Source organism: Burkholderia sp. (assembly GCF_018375725.1).
Lineage (GTDB): Bacteria > Pseudomonadota > Gammaproteobacteria > Burkholderiales > Burkholderiaceae > Burkholderia.
Map to the genome: position 1 here is coordinate 13317 of NZ_JAHACR010000012.1, position 22951 is coordinate 36267.

A 22951-nucleotide genomic window follows, 5' to 3' on the forward strand; every position below is an offset into this window, starting at 1 on the left:
GCGCCGCCGAATGGGTTCGCAATGCCGACGCGCTTCTCATCACCGCCGGCGCTGGCATGGGCGTTGACTCCGGTCTTCCGGATTTTCGTGGCGACGAAGGCATGTGGCGCGCCTATCCGGCATTGGGAACGCTCAAGCGTAGCTTTCAGTCCATCGCGAACCCGGATGCATTCCGCGCCGATCCCCAGCTCGCCTGGGGCTTCTATGGCCATCGCCTGAAGTGCTATCGCGAAGTCGACCCGCACGCCGGATTTGCGGTGCTTCGGCGCTGGGCAGCGCGCATGCGGCACGGGGCATTCGTCTATACGAGCAACGTCGACGGCCAGTTCCAGAAGGCGGGGTTCGAAGAAAGCGGCATCCTGGAATGCCACGGATCGATTCATTATTTGCAGTGCGCGAAACCGTGCTGCCGGCAAGTCTGGCCAGCGGCCGGATTCGATCCTGTCATCGACGAGCAGGCCTGCCGAATGATCGGAGACGTTCCACGCTGCGCTCATTGCGGCGGTCTCGCACGGCCCAACATCCTGATGTTTGGGGACAATGCGTGGCTGGAAGATCGCACGGAACGCCAGATGGAGCGTATGCGCAGGTGGAAGGCTGTGGCCGAGCGCCTCGTGGTCGTCGAGATCGGTGCGGGCATGACGCTGCCGACGGTTCGTCGGTTCAGCGAGCGTCACGCGCCTCATCTCGTCCGCATCAACACGCGCGAACCGCAGATCGATCCCGCAAAGGGCATTGGCATTCAAGGCGGGGCGCTCGAAACACTGCTTGCCATCGACGCCGCGCTCTGAATCGCCCCGGCGCAATCGCGCGGCAATTCAACCTCGACATCCGATTGCCGATATATCCATCACCCGGTAAAGCGATTGTTCGATCGTGTGCCAATGCACGGGCAATCAACGACATCTTTGCAAACAGAGACAATGGAACGAGAAACCCACCAAGTGATTACGCTGCCACACGCGAATCATCAGAAAATTTCGAATTATCAGTTTCTCGCTGCATGGGATTTCTGGTTCAAGCGGTTTCAACCTGACCTGGATTCTTTGCGCGATCCGATGCCACGGCTTCCCACGATTGAATCTTTGGCCGACCGTGTCAACGCCGGCGTTCGCTTTGCGCTCGAAATCATGTGCCGTATGCTGGCCACCCCCACGTATCACAACACAATGCAGGCCACGCTCGAAATGGTGGATGCCAATCTGCATCTCTTGGAGCATGCGGAAACCATCAATCCGATAACCCGTAGGAAGGTCGAAGGCGTTCGTCTTACGACCGAGGGACGCAAACTCCTCGAGGAAATTCGCGTTGCTCCCGCACTCGAGGCCTTCGCTGATGCATGGGACGAAGGCGATGGCATTCAGGAGGACACGGCGGACGCAGAAGATGCGGGTCATGTATTGCGCACGGTTGACGAAACCGTGCAACCCGATTTCCCCAGCGAAATAATTAAACAGCTGGTCACGGATATCGATACTGACAAGTTCATCCCGATGTATCGCAACCGGCAGTACGGTGCGCCTGTCACGGGTTGGCGGGCGCGCCTCAATGCCTATTTTTGGCCACATCCGGCCACTGGCTATGCCGAGACCTATGCGGTGCTCGCGCCGATGCTCGATACCGCGCGGCAACTGGCCGATTCAGTCGGGAAATGGACGAAAGACCAGAAAGAACTGGCGGTCGAGTTCGCCGCAGAGGTGTTCCTCTGGGGAGGCGTCTCGCAGCGCCAACCTTACGACTGGCAGCACGTTGAAGCGGTGTTTGCTTCTGCTATCGACGGCCGGGCGCAAAACGGTGCACGGATGAACAGCGGCTGGACGAAGGTTGCCGCGTTCGCAACGGCCCATCTCGAACCGGAGCGGGGCCTCGTCATCTGGGACAGCCGGGTTGCGCATTCGCTGATCAGGCGCATTGACCGGATCTTGTTGAACCAGGACCATCGAGAGGTGACAACGCCATTTGTTCATATCGGCCGGGTACCGGGGCGGGGAGGCAGCCGAACGCAGCGTAACCCCTATGAATTGAAGGGGTGGCACAGCGGTTATGGGAAGTGGAGCAGCGTCTACGCAGGCAGTGCGCTCGTTCGTGCGATTCGCGACGAACTCAATAACCGCGAGCGCGAGTCCGCCGCAGACAACGCCGGATGGCAACCTTGGACGCTTCGCGAAGTGGAAATGGTTTTGTTCATGGATGGATATTGACGTCGAATCCCCCACGAGGGCGCTGGCCGATCGAGCAGCGTCCTCGTGGGCACTATCGCGTCCTCATCAGCGCATTAATGCGACTTTCGAGATTGCGCAGGCCCGCAGTTGCGGCCTGCGCTTCTACGCACCCGAAAAACTCCGTGCGACGCGGCTCCGGATCAATCAAAAAGTTCCTTTCATGCTGGCGCCATCTCGAACGGGGCAGCATGGCTTCGGGCGGCACGACCTGAAACGCAGTGCCAATCGCGACATACAGGTCGTCGTCGGTCATTTCGAGTTGCATGCGATGCAGCTTCACGTATTCGGGCGCTTCCTCGTGGAAGAACACGACGCCCGGTTTGACTGCTTCCACCTCCCCGCAACGCGGGCAGGCAGCATCCAAGCGATACGCCAACCCGGTCTTGGGAAAGCGGAGGTCGCAGCAGGTGCAACGCAGCGAGTGCATGTCGCCGTGGAGGTGCGTGACGTGCAGTGCACCGGCCCGTTCGAGCATATCGTCGACGTTTTGCGTGATGAGCCGAACCCGCTCCTTCCCCCAGGTGTGTTGCCATGCCGCGAGCATCACGTGTGCTTTGTTCGGGCGCGCGTCCCGCTTCTCCGCGATTCTCTCGTTATAGAACCGGAAGACCGCCTCCCGGTTCTTCCTCCAGTTCAGGAAGTTGCAGACTTCGTCGAGGTTCTCCTGGGTCCAAATGCCGTTTCCGGTACGGAACGTCGAAAGCCCGCTTTCTGCCGATAACCCCGCCCCCGAAAATACGTACAGGCGTGGCCCCTTGACCTGCTGTTCAGACGACACTTTCATCATTCGTCATCCGCACAACGAACCAGAGCCATCAGCTGGTTACCACTTCCGTACACACGCAGCCGGGCATCGAACGTTTTGTTCAGTTGCGGGTTGTAGATTCCAACTATTCTCCCGCCCACGTAGGCGTATTGCTTCCCCTGGGTGTCGGTCTGAATGCGGCCGACGATTTTCGACGAACCGTCACGAATATATGTGTTCACAACGCCTCCAGTCTGTCGCCTTACTGATTAGAAGTTGTCGGCCCAGCGGTCCCAGAACCCAGGTTCATCATGGTGTGCATTCTGCTGCGCAAGCTGTAGCGTGACGACGTAGAACCTGACGTCGTCGAAGCGTGCCGTGCCGTCCGGATACTCAAGGAACGCCTGAACCTTGCGATATTGCGCGTCGGTCTCGTCGAACGGCACGTCGATAAAAATCTCGCCGGCGTACGACCGTATGACCGCCTCGGACGCGAGTGGACCGCACTCGCTCCAGCTGATGCCTTCGCGGTCCAGCCATTGCACGATATGCGAGCGACTCTCGATACGCCGGTAGTCTTCCCGGTGAGGACGCTGCGCCTTCAAGAAGTCGAGATAAAGCACGTCCCGCTTCAGTCTTCGCGCGATTGCATCAATGTGCTCCAGAGTCTGTGGCATGACATTTCCCCGTGGATGACATAGCGGAACGCCCTATCGGGACGGCATCATTCCAGGACGTAGTTCATCGCCGTGGCACACGCCGGGCAGAGCGTACGTACCCTTCCATCCTTGTGTCCCCGCAGCGTAGCCGGCTGACTACACCGCTCGCATGTGACCTGACTCAGACGCGTGGCGGCGGCGAGCCAGCTATCGACCTCGTTCGTCACGTCGCCACGAACAATAAATCGCAGGCTGCCCAGCTTCTCCCGCACTTCGAGTGCGAGCAGCGCCGACGTGTGCGCCTCGCCTTCGAGCTTGCGCGACAGCGCGTCGATGATTCGATACCAGCCGTCATCGCATTCGAACCGACTTCCTCCGGCGAACCGGGGCGCCAGCTTCCGATAGATGGTCGGATAAGTTGCCACCAGGACGCTTTCAAGCTCTTGATTCATCTATGAATTCTCGCGCTCAATGAAGAATCAACCCGGATTCGTTGTTGATGCCGTAGGGCACATGCCCAGTTGCAACCCGCTGCGAGGCCGATTCACAGTTTTGAATGTGGTCGTCGAAGAAGATGTCGGGCCTGAACTCGGCGAGGAAACCCGCTTTATCCTTGCCGCCGAGGAACATGGCCTCGTCCACGGTCACGCCCCAAGCCATCAACGTGCGAATCGCGCGTTCGTGTGCCGGGGCGCTGCGAGCAGTCACCAACGCGGTGCGCACCCTGACTCGGGACTTGCGCCGGGCCTGAAGCGCACACAAGGCAGCCAGGAATGGCTTCAGCGGACCGGGCGGAAGTGGCGAGCGCGCATGGCGCATTTCATGGTTATTGAACGCCTGCAACTGGCGCTGCTTGAACACGCGCTCGGCTTCATCGCTGAAGAGAACCGAGTCTCCATCGAAGGCGATGCGCAACTCGCCGTCATCCGTGGGAGCTGTCGTGCCCGACATCGGGTAGACGCGGGCGGCCGGAAATCCGGCGGCCATCGCCTCCTTGACGTCCGGGGCATGGGCCGAAAGAAACAAACTGGCCTCGAGCGGCGCAAGGTACTGGTGGGGTTTCGCGCCGCCGGTGAAGATGGCCCGACTGATAGCCAATCCGTGATGGCGGGCCGACATGAACACCCTGAGCCCGGTGACCGGGTCGTTGCGCGACAGGATCGCGACCTCGACATCGGCGCATTCGTCGCCATTGAACGCGAGAAGTTTCCGCACCAGCGGGAAAGCGACACCCGGACCCGCGGGAATGTCCAGTCGCGCGGCCTGAAGGGCGCAATACGCCGACGGGTCGTCCTCCCGGAACACCTCGTTCTCGATCTCGAAGTCGAAGAGCGCTCGCGCGGAAACGGCGATGATGATTTTTGTACTCGAAGTCATGGCTCCTCCTGTGGCCTGGCACCATCATGCAGGACGACCGGGACAAAACGTGTCTCCGTTGCCCGGTAGAATCGGCGCTATCGGAATGCCGGACAGGTCACCCTCAACCGAAGCTCATAATGACGACCTCAAGCCTTGATGAAGTGCTTCTTCGCATCCTGCCGACAGACAGGGACCTCGAACCATGGATGTCCACGTCTCGGATTTTTCAGTTGCTTGAAGACCGCGGGCACCGCGTTGATTACCTCAAGCAACTTCGACGGCGTCTTTCCATGCTGGAGCGGGACCTGCTTGTCATATCGACCGTATCCGGCCGCGATAGGCTCTGGCAACGCAAATCCTGGTTGCACGGCGCCAACCAGGTGGCAAGCTTGATGAGCGCTTCCGAGGCTGTGGCATTTCACGCGCTCAGACGTTTTGTGGGAGACAAGCTACCCGCGGCCGTGATCCGGGACATCGAGCCGCTCTTCAAGGCAGCCGATACGCGACTTTCTCAAGACCGCGAGGACAGTCGGCTGTATCGGGCCTGGGGCAGCAAGATTGATGTGGTGGAGCCGACCTTTTCGCTGGATCCTCCCCCCATCGCTCCCGATGTCTTTCAGACGGTCGTGACAGCAACGTTTTTTGAGCGCGAACTGCATGTGCGGTATCGCCAGGCCTATAGGAAGGAGAAGACCGGCGACATCAAGCTGCGGCGACTTTGGCCGCTTGCACTGGTCGAGTCAGCCGGACTCGTGTACATGGTCGCCCAGAGTCCGGAACATCCGCCAAGGCCCGACGACGGCAAGCCCAACTGGCTCCGGACTTTGTACCGGCTGGACCGAATCGTTTCGGCGGTCGATTCCGGGGTTAAATTCGCATATCCGCGCGATTTCCGGCTGCATGACACGATTGCAAACGATCAGGTATTCGAGTTTTTGCCGGAGACCCCAGTTGTACTGGAGCTTGCGCTGGAACCGACAGAGGCGAAGCGACTGGGAGAGCGGCGTATGTCGAAGGATCAAAAGTTTGAGCCGCTCTCGGATGGTCGTACGAAGGTGACCGGAACGGTGGTTCCCAGCGTGAAACTGCGGCGGTGGCTTCGCTCGCTCGGCCCTGCGGTGGAAATCCTGGCGCCAACCACGCTTCGGGATGAGTTTGCGCGCGACGCGGCTGCGTTGGCGAAGCGCTATGGCACGACAGCCTGAGTCATGCGATGCGTTGCATTGAAGAGAATCCTCGCCCGAAGCCCTGTTGGCGGTATCTCCAGCGACCACGCTTCAAACCCGCATCGCCCATCTGATTCGCAACAGCCTCAATTACGCGAGCTGGAAGGATCGCAAGGGCTTGGCTGCCGCGACCAAGCCGATCTTGATGCGTTTGCCGAAGGGCAATGGGGCCAGAAATTCCCGACCGTGAGCGCTTCCTGGCGCAGTGCCTGGGATCGCGTGATTCCGTTCTTCGCGTTTCCGCCGGATATGCGATCCACAATTTTTTCATTTGCGTTTCTTGGATTTATCTACACGGTCGCCAAGGGCATCAAGGCGAACGCCTTCGGTCGAGCTGCCCTCGGCTGATCGACCCGAAGCTGTCACGCCGTTGCCCTCGACATCGAACTCGATGCGATATCAATGGTTACGGCGCATAGCGATCACGCTTGCTTATGCCATAAGAGGATATCTCGCAACGCCTGAACGAATCCATGCCACGAACGGCACCACACATTGGAGATCAGGTGTACAGCGCCTTGATCAATGCCGCTACAGCTATGGCCAACGCCACCAACGACGGGCCATGACGCAGCAAGACGGCGGAAAGGGATTTCGCTTGGGCCTGCATACGCTCCAGTTCTGCCACGCGGGCCAGAAGCGTATCTACGCGTTCGTGGATCACTTGTGCAAGGCTTTCTTGCCGCGTCTGGGTTGCCATCATCGTCGCTACCGAGTCCGATATCCGGGCAAATTGCTGGACGCCATGTTGCTCAATGTGAACTATTTGCGTACGCAGCTCGACATCTTCCCGGTGCTTGGCCTCGCGCCACAGGTTGAGATCTACTACCGACTGCTTCAAAGTCTCGGCGCCGCTCTTGAGGATTTGAAGCTCCTTTACCGTATCGGCATCGCGGAGGTCCTTCAGTTCCTGCCAGTGTTCGCGGCTGTTGCGTTGTTGTTCAAGTTGTTGTGCCAGAGCCGCGTCCTGGTTGCATTTCTCGAACTGCCATTGAGCCAAGTCTTGTAGTTTATTGTCGTGCTGTTCGATTAAGTCCTGGTGGTGAATCTGCTCCTGTACCTGCTGGTGTAACGCTTCCAGAAAGGCTAGCGTGGCGGCGCGCTGATTACCGTTCAGTGTCTGCGTGTCGGTCTGGATGTTGGCAATTTTGCCTACCAATGCGTCGCTGAAGGCGTTCAGTAAGCGCCCCTTTTGGGTCTGCACCTGGAGCATGATACGGATCACCTTTTGGGTCATCTCCATGCTCTGGCCCAGTATCTGGACATTCTCTGCCAACTCCTTGTCGGTCTGCCCATTAAAATTTGCTTTGAACGCGCCCCACCAGCCTCTGTCATCCAGCGTGCCCTTCAGCTGTTCCAGGTCTTTCCTGGCCTGTGCATTTTGAGCCACGGCGCGATCCAGGGATTGCAGGGCGCTATCGAGCTCTGCGCTGAAATGCGCGAGTTTTTGCGCGTCGGTTTGCGGAGGCAGGAGTGCCCATTGCGGCGCCTGCCCCTGTGGCGTTGGCTCAGGGTGAGGAAGAGTCATAGGGCTGCCGCTGGTGCTAAAGTTCTTCTTGAGCATGGACGTGACGCTATTGGGGAAAAAATTCATGGCGGTGTTGTGCTTCAAGCGCGCTTAGGCAACATCGCGGAGATGTCCATGGGTTCGATGGCCTGATGCTGAGAAAGAGTTTGAGTGTGGGTGCTGAGCCGCTCCATGGTTTGCATGGAGACTTTTGCGAACTCGCGCAGGTCCGATAGCATGAGCAGCTCCTGCTCTGCCACGCGGATCAATTGCTCGCATGCGGCGCGAGCAGCGTCCAATGTGTCCAGAAATCCTTGTTTAAACGCGATAACCGCATCGATGATATGCGTGACGATCTTCTGCAGCGCGAAGCTGGACAGACCGAACCCTACCGCCACTACGGCTGACGACACATATGGCGCAAACGGACCAAGCGCCGCTAGCTGGGCTTCGATAATCGGATCCAGCGCATCCCACAGAACAATCGAGCCGCTGACAATGACTGTTTCGCTGATCTTGCGTACCAGTGCCTCGCGCGACATAGTCTGGGCACCTTGGTACAGGTTCCACGCGCCATGCGCCAGGTCGAACAGGTTGCGTGCCAGATTGTAAATTTGGCCGATGGCCTTAGACAGCGCGTTGGCGATAAACTCAACGATACCGCGCAGAAGTTGCAGCGGCGCCTTCAGCACGCTCTCGAGTACGCCCAGCACCTCGCGTAGCATGCGCTCTAACCGCTTTGCGATCTTGGTCTTTCCGCCGTGAAGGACGTCTACGAGTTCGTTCTTCACAACTTTGATGGTCGTGGTAGTGAGACGCTCGATGACGTCGTATCCAACGTTCTTCATTGCCTCGGAAGCGGCGCCGGCAACCAAAGACGAGGTATCGCCTGATGCGTCCTTCATCTTTTTAGCTTCCTGATTGCTGCGCGAGCCCTGCTCGGTCGAGAGTTCCTCGCGCTTGTTTAGGAGCATGCCCTCCTGAAGCGCCGCATCGCGCACAAGTTGGTCCTCTTCAGTCAAATTCTTTGGGGTCTTGCGCACACCTTCGAAGTTCCTGAAGTTCTCCTGGATCAAGTGTGCCTCAAGCGCCGCCGCGGTTTCTTTCGACTCCATGCGGATGTACTTGACGGTGCAGCCACTCTCCAGCACGTCTGCCAGCTTATAGCGCTCGCGACCTTCGCGCTGCCCTTGCTGATACTCGTTGAAATGCCCTGCATACCAACGGCTGCGCATGTTGTCGCTGTCGCCGACGTACACTGGCTTACCCGTGCTGTCGTCATATACGACATACACGCCGGGCGTGTCGGGCATGGCTCTGTTGAAATCGGCGGGGCGCTCTCCTCCTCTGACCTTGAATTCACCATCGAATTGCATCGTCGCAAGCGACGAGATGCCTGCGCTCATACTCTTCTTGATCATTTCGTTCCAGGCCTGGCCGCGATTCGCCACAGCCATTACGCTCTCGGCCGAGACGGCGGCTAGCGTTTCCTTCGTTTCAGCGAGATGGTCCGTGCGCTTTGCGTTGGGCACGGCATTCTTCTTGTTTCGATAGCCGGCCACGAGTTTGCGCGTCATGTTGTCGATCGCCTTGTCGACGATCTGGTCCGCCATTGGCGGCATGCGCCGCATTCCCTCAGCCGGCGTGTCCTGGGTGTCTTGCGGCGTGCTTTGTTTGGCCGCGCCTTGCCCGGTATGCATGTGGATGTCCTCTTGAAATCGACTCGAGATCGATCGGGTGGTTCTCACTGCGCCCATGTCCGTGACCCTTAAGAACCTTCTTGAGCCCGACGATCAATATTATTCTTCGGTTTGCCGGAATGGAGGAATGCGCGCTCTGAGCCAGTCGTCTCTTCAATCCGCTCCATTACCTTTTAACGGCCCGTGTCGGACACGCTTTAAGGCTATTTTTGCAGACACTTGTCATTCATCCGCGTTGCGCATCGCTCGCTGCAGAATCGACATAGGCTCCTACGGCTACAGTTCCCACTACGGCCGCAACAAAAACGATCGCAAATGCAGCCAGATGTTGCAGGGGGGAGGAATTGCAATTCGTGAGCATGTTTTCTCCTTTGAGAGGTGAAAAAGGACGGCTTCGATACGCCGCCTGATTAACTTAACGTCACCTTCAGACAAATCATGTCTGACCGCTCTCGAGAGATACCGATCTAGTAGCGCAACGGCGTAGCTGCACAGACTCCGCACTCAGTTCGTGCATCGGCGCCGCGCCTTTCACGATCTCACCCGCCTTCGTAAATCCCAGCCAGTGCCCTCGCTTCTGCTGCCAACTCGGAGCGCAGGCCCTCCGGCGCCAACACCTCGACGTTCGGCCCAAACGCCCGCAACCACCACCGTAAACGCTGGCTCAACAGCACCGTACCGTGCACCTCCAGTATGTCGCCGCTCTGACTGATCTGCTGATCCGCGGACAGCGGCGCTTCCAGCAAATGATGGCCGGCCCCGTTCGTGAACCGCAGCCTCAGATGAATCTCACCTTCAACCATAAAATCGAACTGACGCTGCTCCCGTACATACTCCGAAAGCCTGAACCCGCGTGGATAGGCAAACGATTCAGGCAAGATGGCGGCGCGCAGGAGACGATCGAGCCGGTACATCGCCGGATTCGGATGGCGAGGCATCGCCGCCACGAGATAAACTAGGCCGCCCACTTCAACCAGCCCAAGCGGGTGGACGACCTTTGCATCGGTGTTATCGACCTTCGTGCGTGGCTGGTAAACGATTTCAAGTTGCTGCTCGTAAAAGAGCGCTTGTGAAACTTGAGCGAAGACGTCGGAATCGACCTCAGGATATTGCAGCGTGAAGCTGCCGACCTCGACCTCGATCTTGTCGATCCATTTGCGGTAGCGCCGCTCATGCTCACTGTTGACAGCAGCCAGCCGCTTGCCCGCCACATCGAACAGCGGGGCTAACGTGTCAGCCACCAACGTCGGAATACGCCAGGTCGAAAAACGACGTAAGGTCTGGAGCGCCAGCGCCTCGTCGTGCGTCATGATGCCGGCCGCCTTCGCGGCGAGGCCGCTCGCGCCTGCAACCTTGCGCCAATACTTGGCCCGCCCGCGCAGCTCCATTTCGACGAGCCCGCTTTCGAGCATATCTTCCAGCCTGCGCTGCACCGTCTTCACAACCGGGGGGTCAATCAGCATGGCGTTGAGCTTGCGATGCACATCCGGTGTGGAAAGTGATTCTTCGTCTCTGCCTGCATCGGGCAGAACCTGCATGATTTCTCGATCCAGCATATCGGGATATGGAGTCTGGGCGAATAGCTTATGAGCCTATCGTTTTGTTTAACGACTTTTTTTGGTAATTCTTGAGTGCTGCCTGTGAAATATTTATTCGAGTGGCCCGTAGTCGTTCACGCCGTCATCGCTCACGTTAAATACCTCGCTCGTTGATATCCTCACATCCACGGCAAGCTCGCCCGCAGAACAGGCGAAGCAGGTGCAGCCGTGCTGGCAGATGAAGAGAAATTGGCGCCCAATGCATCCCGCATGGCGCACTTTGCTAGTTACAGCCGATGCTTTAGTCTCGAAAATCACTTCAAGCTACCCAAAATTGAAGGGGCCGCCATGACCCACTGCACTCACGTCAACCGCATCGATTTCGGCATGCAATGCATATCGATTGGCGCGCAATCGGGGAGCGCAGCATGATGACGATCGAAACGGACTCTCCGGTCCTGGTGACCGGAGCGACAGGCTTTGTCGCCGGCTGGATCGTCAAGGAGCTGCTGGAGGCTGGTCTGACTGTCCATGCGCCAATCCGTCACGCGAGCGATCCGGACAAGACACGGTATCTACGCCAACTGGCCGAGGCCACGCCCGGTCAGATCCGCTTTTTCGAGGCAGACCTACTCAAGCCCGGCTCCTATGGGCAGGCTATGGCTGGGTGTCGAGTTGTGTTCCACACGGCCTCGCCGTTCACCATTGATGTGAAGGATCCGCAAAAGGAGCTCATCGATCCGGCGCTGCAGGGCACCCGCAATGTGCTGGAAGAAGCCAATCGGGTCACCAGTGTGCGGCGCGTAGTACTGACCAGCAGTTGTGCAGCCATCTATGGTGATGCCGCCGACGTAGCTGACGCACCGGGCGGCATTCTGACTGAGGAGCAATGGAATACCACCTCGTCACTGCAACACAACCCGTACTCGTACTCCAAGACGGTTGCGGAGAAAGAGGCATGGCGGATCGCCGAGGCCCAGGATCGCTGGGATCTCGTCGTCATCAATCCGTCGCTGGTAATCGGCCCCGGCATTAATCCGCACGCCACCTCCGAAAGCTTCCGCATGGTCAAGCAGATGGGCGACGGCACTCTCAGGCTAGGGGCGCCCCACTGGGGAGTAGGCGTAGTCGATGTCAGGGACCTCGCTAGAGCGGAGGTAACAGCAGCCTTCGAGCCATCGGCCCACGGGCGATACATTCTCAGCGGCCACAATACGGATCTGCTCAGCGTGGCGCAGGCCTTACTGCCCAAATACGGCGATGCCTATCCGATCCCGCGCCGCTCCATGCCAAAGTGGTTGATATGGCTACTTGGGCCGCTGGCCGGCGGAGGCATTACCCGCCGGATCATCTCGCGCAACGTCGGACATTCATGGCGGGCCGACAATAGCCGAAGCCGGAAGCAACTTGGGGTGACCTATCGACCACTGGCCGAGTCGATGAACGACATGTTCCAGCAGATGATCGACAGTGGCACGCTACAGAAACGCGGTTGATTCAACGACTCGGGGCGTAGCGTGCGCCCCGAGTCGGCAAACGAGGCTTAAAGGCATGACGAACGCCAGGCGCACAAACCGATTTGCTATTCATCCAGGGTGGCAACTGCTGATCACTGACATGGGCCTGGTACCGTCCGACGTGCTGTCACTGGCCCGGCTTCCGGCCGATCTCTTCTCGCGCAAAGATGCCTGGCTCACACCCACTGAGTATTTCCGGCTCTGGCACGGGCTGGAGTCCGCCGCGGGTTCAGAGAACATCGCGCTCGCGCTCGGCCGGGCTGTCTCGGCAGAAGCCTTCGATCCGGCTATCTTCGCTTGCCTTTGCAGTCCCGACCTCAATGTCGCGCTGACTCGGCTGGCCGAATACAAGCGTCTAATTAGCCCACTCGCAGCAGATGTACGCATCGGTGCGGACGCTACCGAGATCGCCTTCTCGTGCGACGGCTATGAGGAGCCGCTGCCGCGCAGCATGGGAGCGGCGGAGATCGTTTTCGTGACCCAGCTCGCAAGGCTTGCGACCCGGGTCCGCATTGAACCCATCGGATGCGAGCTGGTTACACTGCCGGCACAAAATCAGGCGTTCGAAGCGTTCCTCGGATGCCGGCTGCGACAGGGTACGTCCTATGTGGTCCGCTTCTCGGCCGTCGATGCGACGCGCCCCTTTTTAACCATGAATGTCGGCATGTGGGACTTCTTCGAGCCGGCACTGCAGGCCCGGCTGTCGAAGCTCGACGCAAATGCGTCCATCAGCGAGCGCGTGCGCGCAGTATTACTAGACATGCTGCCGACCGGCCAATCGTCCGTCGAGGAAGCTGCGCAGCGCCTAGCCTTGAGCACACGCTCGCTGCAGCGCCAGCTCGGCAAGGACGGCATACACTTCCGCGACCTGCTCGGCGACGTTCGTCGGGACCTGGCCTGCCACTATCTGAGGCATTCCGAACTGGCAATGGGCGAGATTGCCTATCTGCTCAGCTTCGAGGATGCTAACTCCTTCCTGCGTGCATTCAAGGCCTGGACCGGCTACACGCCCGGTGCGTTCCGGGCGGGATTTCATGTGGCAGAAGGTTTGTGAGCTGTCCTCGCCGTATCAAAAAGTACGGAACAGCGGGAGCCTCTGCGTCCATTACTCACGGTCAACAAAAACGTCTGGCATATGTTCAAGCCTGACCTCCGTCACTGCATGAGCGACCCGGATGCCATGGAAACGACGACGAATGCGGTCATGCTGCCCTGTCAGAACAGCTGCTCAAGCAATACGGGCACCACGAGAAAACCGCTGAGCGCCCGTCATGCCACGCACTTGAATTGAGGAGAAATGCATCTTGCCCTTGCATGTCAATCAACGAAAAGTATTGCTCGCCGGCGCAACGGGCCTGGTAGGAGGCTTGATACTTCAGGCTCTACTGGCAGATCAGACGGTCTCGGAAGTACATGCCTTGAGCCGTCGACCATTGAGTGTCCGACACCCCAAGCTTCAGTTCCACGTCGTGGATTTCAGTCACTTACCCGCGCTGCCACAGGTCGACGAAGTGTACCTGGCACTCGGCACTACGATGAAGGTGGCGGGCAATCAAGCGGCGTTTCGCGCCGTTGATCTGGAAGCCAATTTGGCAGTGGCGAAAGCCGCGTTCGCCTCGGGGGCCCGACGTTTGGGCGTGGTCAGCGCGGCCGGAGCAAACGCGAAATCTTCCATGTTCTACAACCGCGTCAAGGGGGAACTGGAGGATGCCCTCAAAGCGATGGGACTCAATGCATTGGTGATCGCGCGCCCCTCACTCCTACTGGATTACCGAAATGGTCTACAGCAGCCACCACGCATCGGGGAACAGATCGCGATTCCGATCGCGAAGCTACTTGCGCCGCTCCTGCCCGCAATCTATCGGCCGGTGCATGCGCAAGCTGTCGCGCTGTCGCTGGTCAAGACGGTGCCAACTGCTGAGGGCGTAGTCGTGCTGGCTTCTGACATGCTCGTCAAGATTGGCGAAGAGCACTGAGCGAAATCTGTACGATGAAGCACGGGCGCGCCTATATGCCCGGGGCATGCGAAATGTAGAACGAGACCCGCTTTGTAGAACAAAAAAAGCGGGCCCCATCTCTGGGGCCCGCTTCGGTACTGGTGCCGGCTGCAGGACTCGAACCCGCCACCTGATGATTACAAATTTTCAATTAAATCAATAAGTTACTGATATTTAAGCGAAAGTGGGCGTAACCCACAGAATCGCAAAGTACTTTATATTCAGTAACTTAGCGTAACGAGACGAAGCGCAGCAAAAACAACCAGCGTACCGCCATTGTACCGCCAACCTCGCTCGCACCGGATCACGACAACCTATCGTGACCCCGTATTTCCGTGCCACATGACTCGTGTCAGCAGTCATCTCTCCACCTACTGCAGGGCTTCACCAGCACCAGCACCAGCGCTCCAGGGAAGTGGCTACAGTTTTGCAAAAAAACTCCATCTTTACACATGGTGTAAAGATGGATAGAATCCTATGGAATGGAAATCGAGTTCGCTGACCCAGACTACGACCGCTTGGAGACCGACGCCGGGTTTACGGCTGGGTTCGCCGCGCCTGTCGTGAAAGCCTACCGCAAACGGATCCAGTACATTCGCGCAGCGGCTGACGAGCGGGACTTCTATGCACTGAAGTCGCTCCACTTCGAGAAGCTGAAAGGAGATAGGGACGGAGAGCATTCAATGCGGTTGAACGACCAGTGGCGTCTCATCCTCCGGCTGGAGAGACGCGCTGGGAACAAATTGGTCGTTGTCGTCAGCATTGAGGACTATCACTAAATCGGAGAGCAGCATGGGTGCACGTATTCCGGCCGAGGTCTTTCCTCCCGGTGAATTCTTGAAGGACGAGCTTGAGGCTCGCGGGTGGACGCAAGCCGAGTTCGCCGAAATTATTGGCAAAGACGCACGCTTGGTCAGTGAGGTGATCAGCGGCAAGCGTTCTATTACCCCGGAAACGGCCATCGCGCTGGGGGCTGCGCTCGGCACCTCGCCAGAGCTTTGGATGAATCTGGAGGGGCAGTACCAGCTCTCAAAGGTCCGGCCGAAGGAAGACTCCATCGCGCGCAAGGCAGACTTGCACGGCCGGTTTCCCGTTCGCGAGATGGTTAAACGGGGTTGGCTCGAAGCAACGAAGAGCGTCGATGTATTGCAGCAACAGCTCATTGAGTTCTTCGGCATCGAGGAGATTGGGCAAACGCCTCAACTTCGTTACGCCGCCAAAGCCACGACTTATCAAGAGGTGCCGGTAGCACAGGTTGCATGGTTCTGCCGGGCAAAACGGTTAGCGGCATACGCCCCGACCGCGACCAATTTCAGTTCGCAGCGACTGGTAGCGGCAAAAGCGCAGCTCAGCGAACAACTGGCCCATGTGGACGGCACTCAACGTGTGCCGGGAATTTTGGCACAAGCCGGAATTCGATTCGTGATCGTTGAAGCTATTGCTGGCTCAAAGATTGACGGCGCATGCTTCTGGTTGGACAAAAAAAATCCAGTCATCGCAATGACAATGCGCTTTGATCGGGTTGATAACTTCTGGCACACGCTGTTTCATGAACTGGACCACGTAGGGCACGAGGAAGGACAGGCAGCACCGATCCTCGACATAGACATTATGGATAATGACTCGGGCAAGCCAGACATTGAGGCAAGAGCGAACGAAAACGCGGCCGAAGCGCTTATCCCAAAGAAGGAGATGGATGGCTTTGTAGCAAGGGTCAATCCGATGTTTAGCGAGGAACAGATTGTTGGTTTTGCTCGGCGCATCGCTGTTCACCCGGGCCTCGTTGTAGGCCAGCTCCAGAATCGTGGCTTGATACCTTGGAGCTTCCATCGAAAGTATTTGGAAAAGGTGCGGGAGTACGTCGTGGCAAATGCTGTTACCGACGGGTTCGGTCATCGCGTGATCGAATCATCATCGATGTGAGGGATTGAAATGACGACAAAGAATGAGCAGCTTCAATTCATCGTTGAGGAATATCGTCGTGCCGACAATAAATGGCCCGCAACGATGCGGGAAGTGGCGGCCTGGGCGATCAGCGCAAATCTTTGGGCTCCGCAACCGTCGGCCGTTATAGCTCAGTGCGCAGAAGAGCTCTCACGAGCGCTTCGAGACGAGTATGTTACCGACCCTCAAGGCCGGCGCATTCGGACCAAGCATGCAGCTACGTATACGAACGATGAAGGTGAGCAACTCGTTCTCTGGGACGATATTCGCACGGCACCGGCCGATCACATGAGACGGGCCTTCCAGCAACGTCGCCATCAGATCCTTGGTGACTGCAAGCAACTCAAATCGGACGTTGATAGCTTCAATCAGAATCGTCAGCCGCCGGAACCGATTCAAATCGTCTTCGACTTCACGTTGGACTTGGAGGAAGCCGCCTACTTGAAACGAAGCGCTTAGTGAGATCCGGCAATGTTGCGCCTTGCCGGAGGCAACCGACAACAGTGCGAACAGTGCGGAGCTGATTGCACCAGTCACCGACCAACCAACGCGCGCCAAGTGCGTCGCAGCAGGCCACCGCGGCGCAGTCTCGTGTCGGACTCCGGCGACGCCGCAGGTGCAATGAAAACACCTTGGAGTTCGACCATCACGCCAATCCGTCGCAAGTAGTCCTCGCCCAAAACTTGGGGATGGTAGGAATGGTTGCCGACAAGATCGCTCGGATGGATAAAAGCGGCACGTCCCACCAGTTCCGGAAGATTCCGGACGATACCAAGCGTCGTTGACAGCGTCAGATCGATAATTTCTCTGCTTGGCAGCGTCAACCACGCGTGTAGTTCCAATGCACGCGATGCGGGACACCCGGCATCTAGCATCGCCTTCAAGCTCTCTGCAGGTGTGTGAAAAACCGGACCACGGCCCAAATTGACGTAGCCGAGCGTGTACGTCAGCGGGACCCCGAGCACATCCTGCAACGGCTCACGCAGAAACGAGCTGACAGCGAAGCATTGCGCGGCCACATTTTCCGCTTGCATACGACCAAGAACCGCCTGAGCACAGTTGGTGACCTTCGCAATGGTCGCCGGCGAAACGTATCGCTCGCTCACACCGTTACTCTCTCGGCACGTCAGCCCCCAGGAGCGCGTTCGCGCTGCCGCTTGTTCAAACTCCGCCTCATACGCCATGTCTTGTCCAACCCTCTTACGTGCTGCTTCTCAGCAGCTTCAAAAACGGTGCGTAGATGTACAGCGCGCGATTAATAAGCGCCAGATTGTCTGGCGTGATGGCGCGACGCTCCCCGATGACGATATCAAGCTGCTGTTCCAGCGCCTCAATGCGTTCAGCATTCGGTTCGGCCTTGTCCTGCTCGGCGTCGATCTCACCGTGCAGGTAGCCGATGTACTCGGCCAGCGTCTCGGTTGCAGCCTCCAAGCGGGCGGTCACGGCAGTGAGCGATCGGACCATCGTCATGTTCTATGGTTCCTTCGTTGCTGTTTCCCCAAGCGCTCGTAACGAGCCATTTTCTCGGCCTGTTCTGCCGGGTCTGGGTTCATCAAGCGGTCAAGCTCCTGCATCGAGATTGGTCCGCGTGGTGTAGGTGTTCCCGATGAATCTGTATCGTACGAAACAGATTCATCGAGTTGAGATGATGCCGGCCTATCGGCCGGCCGTGGACCGATAGGCTTCTGCTGCTCCACGGTCTGCCGGTGCTTCACGCGGTATTGGTGCAGGTAGTTTCTGAACGTGCCCATCGTCAGGTCTAAACCACCCTTCCTAAGCGTCTCCACGATCTCGGCAGCACGCGCACCTTCCGCCAATTTCGCCTCGATAGACGGTATCAGCTTTCGCAACTTCGCTGCTTTCGTCGTGAGCTTGATCGCCTCGATTTCGGCTTTCAGGTCTGCTTCGCTCATCTGCATCTCGTTCACTATCAAATCACTACCAATATCCTACTGTATTGCTTCGAATACACAAACATTGCGCTACGTATTTTCTACGCTTTGAATATGCTACCGATGCTTTTTGGGTGCCATCTGCCTACGGCCTTCGGCCTATGCAATCTGTACGCCCTTAACCCCCTAGAGATTTCGGTCCTTAACAGGCCCAAAATCTCAATACACAACACGCACCCCCTCCGGGGGATGCAAAGCTAGATTCCATCGGCTTTTCTCGGCATTCGTCACTAGATTCACTCTATAGAATTTCTATAGGAATTTGCCGGAAAGCCGCATGCATACTATGTTTTAACCTATAGAAAACTCTATAGGTGCAAAGAATGGTCAATTTCATGGTTTTCCAGTGGACTTGCGGCGCATGAGTACGGGTAAATCTATCCCGGTCTGGTTCACGGATGAGGATCGCCGCAGGGTCGAGAAAGCCGCGGCGCTGAGCGGATACAAGCACCTTTCGAAATACCTCCGGGACAAGGCTCTTGGACGCGGCGGTCACTCGGGGGACCTGCCGAGACAGCATGGATGCGTGGGCCGAGCGACAGGAACTTATCGGGCGCCTGGCAGAGATCGAGCGAAACCAGAAAGCAACGCATACACTTCTGGCCATGCTGCTTTCGCTTGTGCGTAACAAAGCGACGACAGGCGAAGTCAATGAGCTGGTTCTCGCATGCGAGAACTCGTGCATGCCGATGGACATACTCGATGCAACGTCGCCCGACTTGGCCGCGTCGCTGCGTCGCCTTACCACGGACGAGTAGTGCGGCCCCGCTTGCTCACGTGAAATCGGTAGCAAGCCTTAGCCAGTAAGGCTCTGCGGATACTCACCGATCCGGCCGGTAGTTGCCCCAGCCGCTTTTTCAGAACGCTTTACAGTGAGGGGGGACCGATTAGGCATGGCCCCTTACCGCCATCATCGGTTTTCACCCAATCAGACCGAATTCCTCATCAGCACAATTTGTTACAAAATAGTCAACAAATTAGACGACCTCTAGATGATCCCAAATCGAGATCATCTAAACACCTCAAATTTCTAGATGATCCAAATTCAGGATCATTTAAATCCCGAGTTGGTCTACTTGATCCCAGTTTAGAAAAATAAGGGTTATTGGCTAGATCTCATTCAATGCGTAATCTTCCGTTGCATACAGAAACGCGGAGTTATCCAAGTGACTTCAACGGAAGAAAACATTATCCAGCGCTATGGAGCATTACTGACACTTTCACAAGTGGCGGAACTATTACATCGAAGTCCTGAGGGGCTTCGTGTAACCCTCACCCGCGACAACGACGTGTCTCGCAAACTGCTTCCGGCGAGGGTCAAGATTGGTCGGCGCGTCCTGTTCAAGACGGCCGCCGTTGCTCATTTATTCGCGGAATAAGGGGGCCGCGTGGGCGATACGGTCATCATCCGCCGCACTGTTCGGCGGGACTTTACAACACTCCCCAACGAATTGATCCGGGATAACCGCCTTTCGTGGGCAGCCTTGGGCTTGCTGGTGTACGTCCTGTCATTACCGAATGATTTTCGGCTCCGGCTCTCGCATCTAGCTAAACAGAAAACGAGCGGCAGAGATGCGACGCGTAGCGCGGCGAAAGTCCTCGAGGGCGCCGGCTATCTCAAGATTCGCCAGCAGCGCGGCTACCACGGTCGATTCACGCAGACCACGTGGGAAGTCACGGACACGCCCGATGCTGTCGTCGATGTCGGCATTTCACCGCGTTCGGGTTTCCCGAATACGGTCGATCCGACTACGGACAAGCCGCATTCGGGAAACCCGACGCTACCAAATACTTATACACAACAAGAACTAAACGTAACAAAGACTACTACTACAAAAGCGGCTGAAATCGAACGGACGACCATCAAAAAGAGACTCGACATCGATTTCAGCATCCCTCCGCGTTTAGGTGCGGCGGACCTCAAAAGCATTGACTCGATCATCCAAACCAAGCTGGCGACGGCCCCCAAGAGCGACGTTCAGCTAATGCTGGACGAGTTGTCCAGTGCGATCGAGGGCGGTGCAATTCAAACGACGCCAGGCCAGTACTTCGCCGGAATTGCCGGCCAATATGCCAACGGCAAGTTCACGCCAATCGGTGCACATCGCGTTGCACAGCGTCGTGAGCGCGAGCGCAACGAGGCGGCCAGCACCGAGCAACCAGCGCGAGCTTCGCCGACGCCGACGCACATCGCGAAGAGGCAGCTCGCACTCTTGAAGCAGCAGCTATCCACCAAGTGAAGGAGAGTCAACCATGCGAAATCTGAAATCGATTTTTGTCGCTGTCGCCGTTTCGACTACCGCGAGCGCAGCATTGGCTGGAGGCATCCCAACGATCGACATTGCGTCCGTGACACAGCTGCAGCAGACCGTACAGCAGCTCAAGGATCAATACAAAACGCTCAAGGATCAGTACGCGGCCGTCACCGGCAGCTATGGGCGCGGCGCGATTGGCTTCAACGATTCGGTCAACGCCGTGTCGGTCGTACCCGGCTCTTGGCAGGAGGTCGTCGCTATGCAGAAAAGCGGGGCGTTCGGCGCGAAGCAGGACTACTACGACAAGCAAATCCAGCCGGTGAATTCGGAGGCATTCCAATCCAAGCAAGGCGCCACGTCGTACAAGATGAGCACCGATTCCGTGCGGGCAGCGCTAGCCGGCGGCGACGCGCTGTACTCCGAAGTTCAAACGCATCTCAACAATCTCACAGCGCTAGGTCGGAACGTCGACGCTACGGCAAACCTGAAGGACGCGCAGGACCTCCAAAACCGCATCGCGACCGAAAACGGCCTGTTGCAAACCGCCATGGCAAAGCTCAACGCAATAAACATGAACTTGCAAGCCAACATGCTCAACGAACAGAACCAGTCGGCCGCACGCAACGCCACCTTCTTCGACGTCAAATGAGGGGATCACAATGCGCACCGTTTTGTCGTTGCTCCCTCTTGGCCTGATGGCTGGCTTGCTCGTCGCCAGCCGGATGGCCCGGATGTGCCTGAAATGGGCTCTTGGGGCGCTTTTGCTTGCCTCCCTATGGTCATGCACGCCCGAAGGCAATCCGCTGCTCTCAGCTAATGCCACTGGCTTCAAGGCGGCACTCTCCGGAAGCATGGGATGGAGCGAATGCGCCGCAGTGCTCTACGGCTACCAGCTTCCGAACGCCGATCCCAATCTGCTCCCGAACATCCCAACGTGCATCGGGATCGTGCAGCGGAACGTCTACCAACAGCAGCACGTCGAGCTGACCCGCGATGACATCGTCAACGAAAAGGTCCGCCGTCGCTTTACAGAGGCCATGAAAAATGAGTGATGCAACCTTTACCCCTAGCGCGTTTATCGCGAGCTTCGAGATGATTCCGGAGGCGTTCTTGCAGAACACGTACCCGGCCGTGGCCAACGCGCTGTCAATGCCCGTGTACCTGCTCGCCGTGATGTATGTCGCGTGGTACGGATACTCGGTCTACGACGGTCGCGCTGCGTCCAGCGCCAAGGATCTTCTCGCCCGACTGCTGACCGTCACGCTGGTACTTGGCACGCTCAGTTGGGGCGGTTTCGCAAGCCAGCTCTATCACATGGCAATCGAACTGATGAACGGGATCGGTGGAACGATCATCAGCGGCCAACCGGTTTCGAGCACGTTGGACGGCGTGATGGCCCAATGCAACAAGATCACCAATGCGATGCTGAGCGCCGGCCTCAGCAATATTGGCATCGTGATACTGGGCATCTTGATCTACGGCGTGACGGAGGTGTTCCTAATCCTCGCATCCGTGTACATCGTCATATCCAAGATCATGCTCGCCGTCGTTTTCCTGCTGCTGCCGCTCGTTGCCGCCTGCATTTTTTGGTCCGCTACGCGTCAATGGTTCATGAATTGGGCAAGCATGGTGCTCAACGCCGTGTTCATCTACGTCCTGACGTTCGCCGTTCTCAAATTCGGGTTCCAGTTCGCCGACACGTACTTTCAGAAAGCACAGGGCTTGACTGGTCTCGATGCTGCATCGCTGACGTTCTCGCAGATCGCCTTCATCATCCCAACCTTCGGTGTCCTGTTTCTGTTTCTCCTGCCGGTCAAGAGTTGGGCGGCCTCCATGTCCGGCGGCGCCGTCGTACAAAGTCTGAGCTTGATAAATCGCCTGCGTGGCCGGTGATATTTCTCGCATGCGAGAAATATCAGGCATCGTCAGCGGCCCAAGAGGATGCGGGAACATCCTCCGGGGCCTAACCAATCCTGACCTTCATAGGAGGCTAGAAATGGCTTCAACCGATACTAAACTGCCCGTGACCCTTGCATCAACTCGCGACGGGTGGGTCGTCTCGTTCACCTTTCCGATGATCGAACCGGCAATGGATTTTCTCGACCAGAGCGAAATTTACGAATTTGAGCTGGACGTTCCCTACAGCGGTAACGTTATGATCGTCACCCGCAAAGCCGACCGCGACGCTCCCGTCGTTCCAAGCGATCCGGACGATACAAGCCATCTCTCTCGCGTCGCCGCGTAACTCAATTTTACTTGGCCTGGTCGATCACATACCCGGAGCAAAGCGGGCTTGCAGAAGGGTGGTCTGCCGGGCCAGTAAAATTGAG

At 57.6% G+C, this 22951-nt stretch carries 27 protein-coding genes and 1 pseudogene; 17 read left to right on the top strand and 11 right to left on the bottom strand.

The genetic code is table 11. The features are described 5' to 3' along the window. Positions 1-101: 101 nt before the first annotated feature. Both KH616_RS04085 and KH616_RS04090 read left to right on the top strand, forming a co-directional pair. On the top strand, positions 102-791 hold the full coding sequence (locus tag KH616_RS04085; RefSeq protein WP_366834254.1) for a Sir2 family NAD-dependent protein deacetylase: 690 nt from the start codon (positions 102-104) through the stop codon (positions 789-791). A 132-nt stretch (positions 792-923) separates the two neighbouring features. After that, entirely contained in the window at positions 924-2201 is a 1278-nt protein-coding gene (locus KH616_RS04090; RefSeq protein WP_292237244.1) for a hypothetical protein, read from the top strand. Positions 2202-2253: 52 nt separating this feature from the next. Here KH616_RS04090 and KH616_RS04095 read toward each other — a convergent pair whose 3' ends face one another. Genes KH616_RS04095 through KH616_RS04115 form a run of 5 tightly spaced genes read right to left on the bottom strand, consistent with a single transcriptional unit; the run spans position 2254 to position 5003 of the window. After that, a complete protein-coding gene (locus tag KH616_RS04095; RefSeq protein ID WP_292237245.1) occupies positions 2254-3009 on the bottom strand; it encodes a Sir2 family NAD-dependent protein deacetylase in 756 nt (251 codons plus the stop codon). Then, positions 3006-3209: a hypothetical protein gene (locus tag KH616_RS04100; RefSeq protein WP_292237247.1), complete on the bottom strand. Its 204-nt coding sequence runs from the start codon at positions 3207-3209 to the stop codon at positions 3006-3008. Before KH616_RS04100 ends, KH616_RS04095 begins: the two co-directional genes overlap by 4 nt. Positions 3210-3236: 27 nt before the next feature. Continuing rightward, positions 3237-3644 (bottom strand): hypothetical protein, encoded by a 408-nt coding sequence (locus KH616_RS04105; RefSeq protein ID WP_292237249.1) that lies wholly within the window; start codon positions 3642-3644, stop codon positions 3237-3239. Positions 3645-3691: 47 nt separating this feature from the next. Continuing rightward, the gene (locus KH616_RS04110) at positions 3692-4078 is read right to left on the bottom strand and encodes a hypothetical protein (RefSeq protein ID WP_292237251.1); all 387 of its coding nucleotides are present in this window, start codon (positions 4076-4078) and stop codon (positions 3692-3694) included. Between the two features lie 16 nt (positions 4079-4094). Next, a complete protein-coding gene (locus KH616_RS04115; protein ID WP_292237253.1) occupies positions 4095-5003 on the bottom strand; it encodes a 5'-nucleotidase in 909 nt (302 codons plus the stop codon). 119 nt (positions 5004-5122) lie between these two features. Between KH616_RS04115 and KH616_RS04120 the strand changes: the two genes are divergently transcribed. Both KH616_RS04120 and KH616_RS04125 read left to right on the top strand, forming a co-directional pair. Continuing rightward, the gene (locus KH616_RS04120; protein WP_292237255.1) at positions 5123-6190 is read left to right on the top strand and encodes a WYL domain-containing protein; all 1068 of its coding nucleotides are present in this window, start codon (positions 5123-5125) and stop codon (positions 6188-6190) included. A 34-nt stretch (positions 6191-6224) separates the two neighbouring features. After that, positions 6225-6466 (top strand): annotated as a pseudogene (locus tag KH616_RS04125) (transposase); the annotation flags it as partial. 247 nt (positions 6467-6713) lie between these two features. On the opposite strand, the gene KH616_RS04130 reads toward KH616_RS04125, so the two are convergent. The 3 genes from KH616_RS04130 to KH616_RS04140 all read right to left on the bottom strand — a co-directional run bounded on the left by KH616_RS04130 (position 6714) and on the right by KH616_RS04140 (position 10956). Beyond that, positions 6714-7823, bottom strand: coding sequence for a hypothetical protein (locus KH616_RS04130; protein WP_292237256.1), 1110 nt, complete (start codon positions 7821-7823; stop codon positions 6714-6716). Next, a complete protein-coding gene (locus KH616_RS04135) occupies positions 7820-9418 on the bottom strand; it encodes a hypothetical protein (protein WP_292237258.1) in 1599 nt (532 codons plus the stop codon). Before KH616_RS04135 ends, KH616_RS04130 begins: the two co-directional genes overlap by 4 nt. A 539-nt stretch (positions 9419-9957) precedes the next feature. After that, positions 9958-10956, bottom strand: a complete 999-nt coding sequence (locus KH616_RS04140; RefSeq protein ID WP_292237260.1) for a WYL domain-containing protein — start codon at positions 10954-10956, stop codon at positions 9958-9960. Between the two features lie 228 nt (positions 10957-11184). On the opposite strand from KH616_RS04140, the gene KH616_RS04145 reads away from it, so the two are divergent. The 7 genes from KH616_RS04145 to KH616_RS04175 all read left to right on the top strand — a co-directional run bounded on the left by KH616_RS04145 (position 11185) and on the right by KH616_RS04175 (position 16873). Then, the gene (locus tag KH616_RS04145) at positions 11185-11388 is read left to right on the top strand and encodes a hypothetical protein (protein ID WP_292237262.1); all 204 of its coding nucleotides are present in this window, start codon (positions 11185-11187) and stop codon (positions 11386-11388) included. Then, positions 11385-12452: an NAD-dependent epimerase/dehydratase family protein gene (locus tag KH616_RS04150; protein ID WP_292237264.1), complete on the top strand. Its 1068-nt coding sequence runs from the start codon at positions 11385-11387 to the stop codon at positions 12450-12452. The genes KH616_RS04145 and KH616_RS04150 overlap by 4 nt, the downstream gene beginning before the upstream one ends. A 55-nt stretch (positions 12453-12507) precedes the next feature. Beyond that, positions 12508-13527: an AraC family transcriptional regulator gene (locus tag KH616_RS04155; protein WP_292237265.1), complete on the top strand. Its 1020-nt coding sequence runs from the start codon at positions 12508-12510 to the stop codon at positions 13525-13527. Positions 13528-13783: 256 nt separating this feature from the next. Further along, on the top strand, positions 13784-14449 hold the full coding sequence (locus KH616_RS04160) for an NAD(P)H-binding protein (protein ID WP_292237290.1): 666 nt from the start codon (positions 13784-13786) through the stop codon (positions 14447-14449). A 503-nt stretch (positions 14450-14952) separates the two neighbouring features. Further along, on the top strand, positions 14953-15249 hold the full coding sequence (locus tag KH616_RS04165) for a type II toxin-antitoxin system RelE/ParE family toxin (protein ID WP_292237268.1): 297 nt from the start codon (positions 14953-14955) through the stop codon (positions 15247-15249). A 13-nt stretch (positions 15250-15262) separates the two neighbouring features. Continuing rightward, complete coding sequence (locus KH616_RS04170) at positions 15263-16393, top strand: HigA family addiction module antitoxin (protein WP_292237270.1); 1131 nt, start codon at positions 15263-15265, stop codon at positions 16391-16393. A 9-nt stretch (positions 16394-16402) separates the two neighbouring features. Next, entirely contained in the window at positions 16403-16873 is a 471-nt protein-coding gene (locus tag KH616_RS04175) for a hypothetical protein (RefSeq protein ID WP_292237272.1), read from the top strand. A 74-nt stretch (positions 16874-16947) separates the two neighbouring features. On the opposite strand, the gene KH616_RS04180 is transcribed toward KH616_RS04175, so the two are convergent. The 3 genes from KH616_RS04180 to KH616_RS04190 form a co-directional block, all read right to left on the bottom strand. Continuing rightward, entirely contained in the window at positions 16948-17520 is a 573-nt protein-coding gene (locus tag KH616_RS04180) for a hypothetical protein (RefSeq protein ID WP_292237274.1), read from the bottom strand. A gap of 94 nt (positions 17521-17614) precedes the next feature. Next, positions 17615-17884, bottom strand: coding sequence for a hypothetical protein (locus KH616_RS04185; protein ID WP_292237277.1), 270 nt, complete (start codon positions 17882-17884; stop codon positions 17615-17617). After that, entirely contained in the window at positions 17881-18327 is a 447-nt protein-coding gene (locus KH616_RS04190; protein ID WP_292237279.1) for a conjugal transfer protein TraD, read from the bottom strand. Before KH616_RS04190 ends, KH616_RS04185 begins: the two co-directional genes overlap by 4 nt. A gap of 557 nt (positions 18328-18884) precedes the next feature. Here KH616_RS04190 and KH616_RS04195 point away from each other — a divergent pair. From KH616_RS04195 to KH616_RS04220, 6 genes are all read left to right on the top strand, one after another. Then, positions 18885-19124 carry a hypothetical protein gene (locus tag KH616_RS04195; protein WP_292237280.1) on the top strand — a complete coding sequence of 80 codons (240 nt, stop codon included), beginning with the start codon at positions 18885-18887 and terminating at the stop codon, positions 19122-19124. Between the two features lie 630 nt (positions 19125-19754). Next, positions 19755-20606 (top strand): hypothetical protein, encoded by an 852-nt coding sequence (locus KH616_RS04200; RefSeq protein ID WP_292237281.1) that lies wholly within the window; start codon positions 19755-19757, stop codon positions 20604-20606. Between the two features lie 13 nt (positions 20607-20619). After that, on the top strand, positions 20620-21270 hold the full coding sequence (locus KH616_RS04205; RefSeq protein WP_292237283.1) for a type IV secretion system protein: 651 nt from the start codon (positions 20620-20622) through the stop codon (positions 21268-21270). A 10-nt stretch (positions 21271-21280) separates the two neighbouring features. Further along, positions 21281-21673: a hypothetical protein gene (locus KH616_RS04210; protein ID WP_292237285.1), complete on the top strand. Its 393-nt coding sequence runs from the start codon at positions 21281-21283 to the stop codon at positions 21671-21673. Next, on the top strand, positions 21666-22514 hold the full coding sequence (locus KH616_RS04215) for a type IV secretion system protein (protein ID WP_292237286.1): 849 nt from the start codon (positions 21666-21668) through the stop codon (positions 22512-22514). The genes KH616_RS04210 and KH616_RS04215 overlap by 8 nt, the downstream gene beginning before the upstream one ends. A gap of 103 nt (positions 22515-22617) precedes the next feature. Next, positions 22618-22866 carry a hypothetical protein gene (locus tag KH616_RS04220; RefSeq protein ID WP_292237288.1) on the top strand — a complete coding sequence of 83 codons (249 nt, stop codon included), beginning with the start codon at positions 22618-22620 and terminating at the stop codon, positions 22864-22866. The last annotated feature ends 85 nt before the right edge of the window (positions 22867-22951 follow it).

Bases quoted from the DNA above. Each gene is read 5' to 3' on its own strand.
- KH616_RS04085 (WP_366834254.1), top strand. From the start codon at position 102: ATGTGGCGCGCCTATCCGGCATTGGGAACGCTCAAGCGTAGCTTTCAG.
- KH616_RS04090 (WP_292237244.1), top strand. From the start codon at position 924: ATGGAACGAGAAACCCACCAAGTGATTACGCTGCCACACGCGAATCAT.
- KH616_RS04095 (WP_292237245.1), bottom strand. From the start codon at position 3,009: ATGATGAAAGTGTCGTCTGAACAGCAGGTCAAGGGGCCACGCCTGTAC.
- KH616_RS04105 (WP_292237249.1), bottom strand. From the start codon at position 3,644: ATGCCACAGACTCTGGAGCACATTGATGCAATCGCGCGAAGACTGAAG.
- KH616_RS04110 (WP_292237251.1), bottom strand. From the start codon at position 4,078: ATGAATCAAGAGCTTGAAAGCGTCCTGGTGGCAACTTATCCGACCATC.
- KH616_RS04115 (WP_292237253.1), bottom strand. From the start codon at position 5,003: ATGACTTCGAGTACAAAAATCATCATCGCCGTTTCCGCGCGAGCGCTC.
- KH616_RS04120 (WP_292237255.1), top strand. From the start codon at position 5,123: ATGACGACCTCAAGCCTTGATGAAGTGCTTCTTCGCATCCTGCCGACA.
- KH616_RS04135 (WP_292237258.1), bottom strand. From the start codon at position 9,418: ATGCATACCGGGCAAGGCGCGGCCAAACAAAGCACGCCGCAAGACACC.
- KH616_RS04140 (WP_292237260.1), bottom strand. From the start codon at position 10,956: ATGCAGGTTCTGCCCGATGCAGGCAGAGACGAAGAATCACTTTCCACA.
- KH616_RS04150 (WP_292237264.1), top strand. From the start codon at position 11,385: ATGATGACGATCGAAACGGACTCTCCGGTCCTGGTGACCGGAGCGACA.
- KH616_RS04155 (WP_292237265.1), top strand. From the start codon at position 12,508: ATGACGAACGCCAGGCGCACAAACCGATTTGCTATTCATCCAGGGTGG.
- KH616_RS04165 (WP_292237268.1), top strand. From the start codon at position 14,953: ATGGAAATCGAGTTCGCTGACCCAGACTACGACCGCTTGGAGACCGAC.
- KH616_RS04170 (WP_292237270.1), top strand. From the start codon at position 15,263: ATGGGTGCACGTATTCCGGCCGAGGTCTTTCCTCCCGGTGAATTCTTG.
- KH616_RS04175 (WP_292237272.1), top strand. From the start codon at position 16,403: ATGACGACAAAGAATGAGCAGCTTCAATTCATCGTTGAGGAATATCGT.
- KH616_RS04185 (WP_292237277.1), bottom strand. From the start codon at position 17,884: ATGACGATGGTCCGATCGCTCACTGCCGTGACCGCCCGCTTGGAGGCT.
- KH616_RS04190 (WP_292237279.1), bottom strand. From the start codon at position 18,327: ATGAGCGAAGCAGACCTGAAAGCCGAAATCGAGGCGATCAAGCTCACG.
- KH616_RS04195 (WP_292237280.1), top strand. From the start codon at position 18,885: ATGGATGCGTGGGCCGAGCGACAGGAACTTATCGGGCGCCTGGCAGAG.
- KH616_RS04205 (WP_292237283.1), top strand. From the start codon at position 20,620: ATGCGAAATCTGAAATCGATTTTTGTCGCTGTCGCCGTTTCGACTACC.
- KH616_RS04210 (WP_292237285.1), top strand. From the start codon at position 21,281: ATGCGCACCGTTTTGTCGTTGCTCCCTCTTGGCCTGATGGCTGGCTTG.
- KH616_RS04215 (WP_292237286.1), top strand. From the start codon at position 21,666: ATGAGTGATGCAACCTTTACCCCTAGCGCGTTTATCGCGAGCTTCGAG.
- KH616_RS04220 (WP_292237288.1), top strand. From the start codon at position 22,618: ATGGCTTCAACCGATACTAAACTGCCCGTGACCCTTGCATCAACTCGC.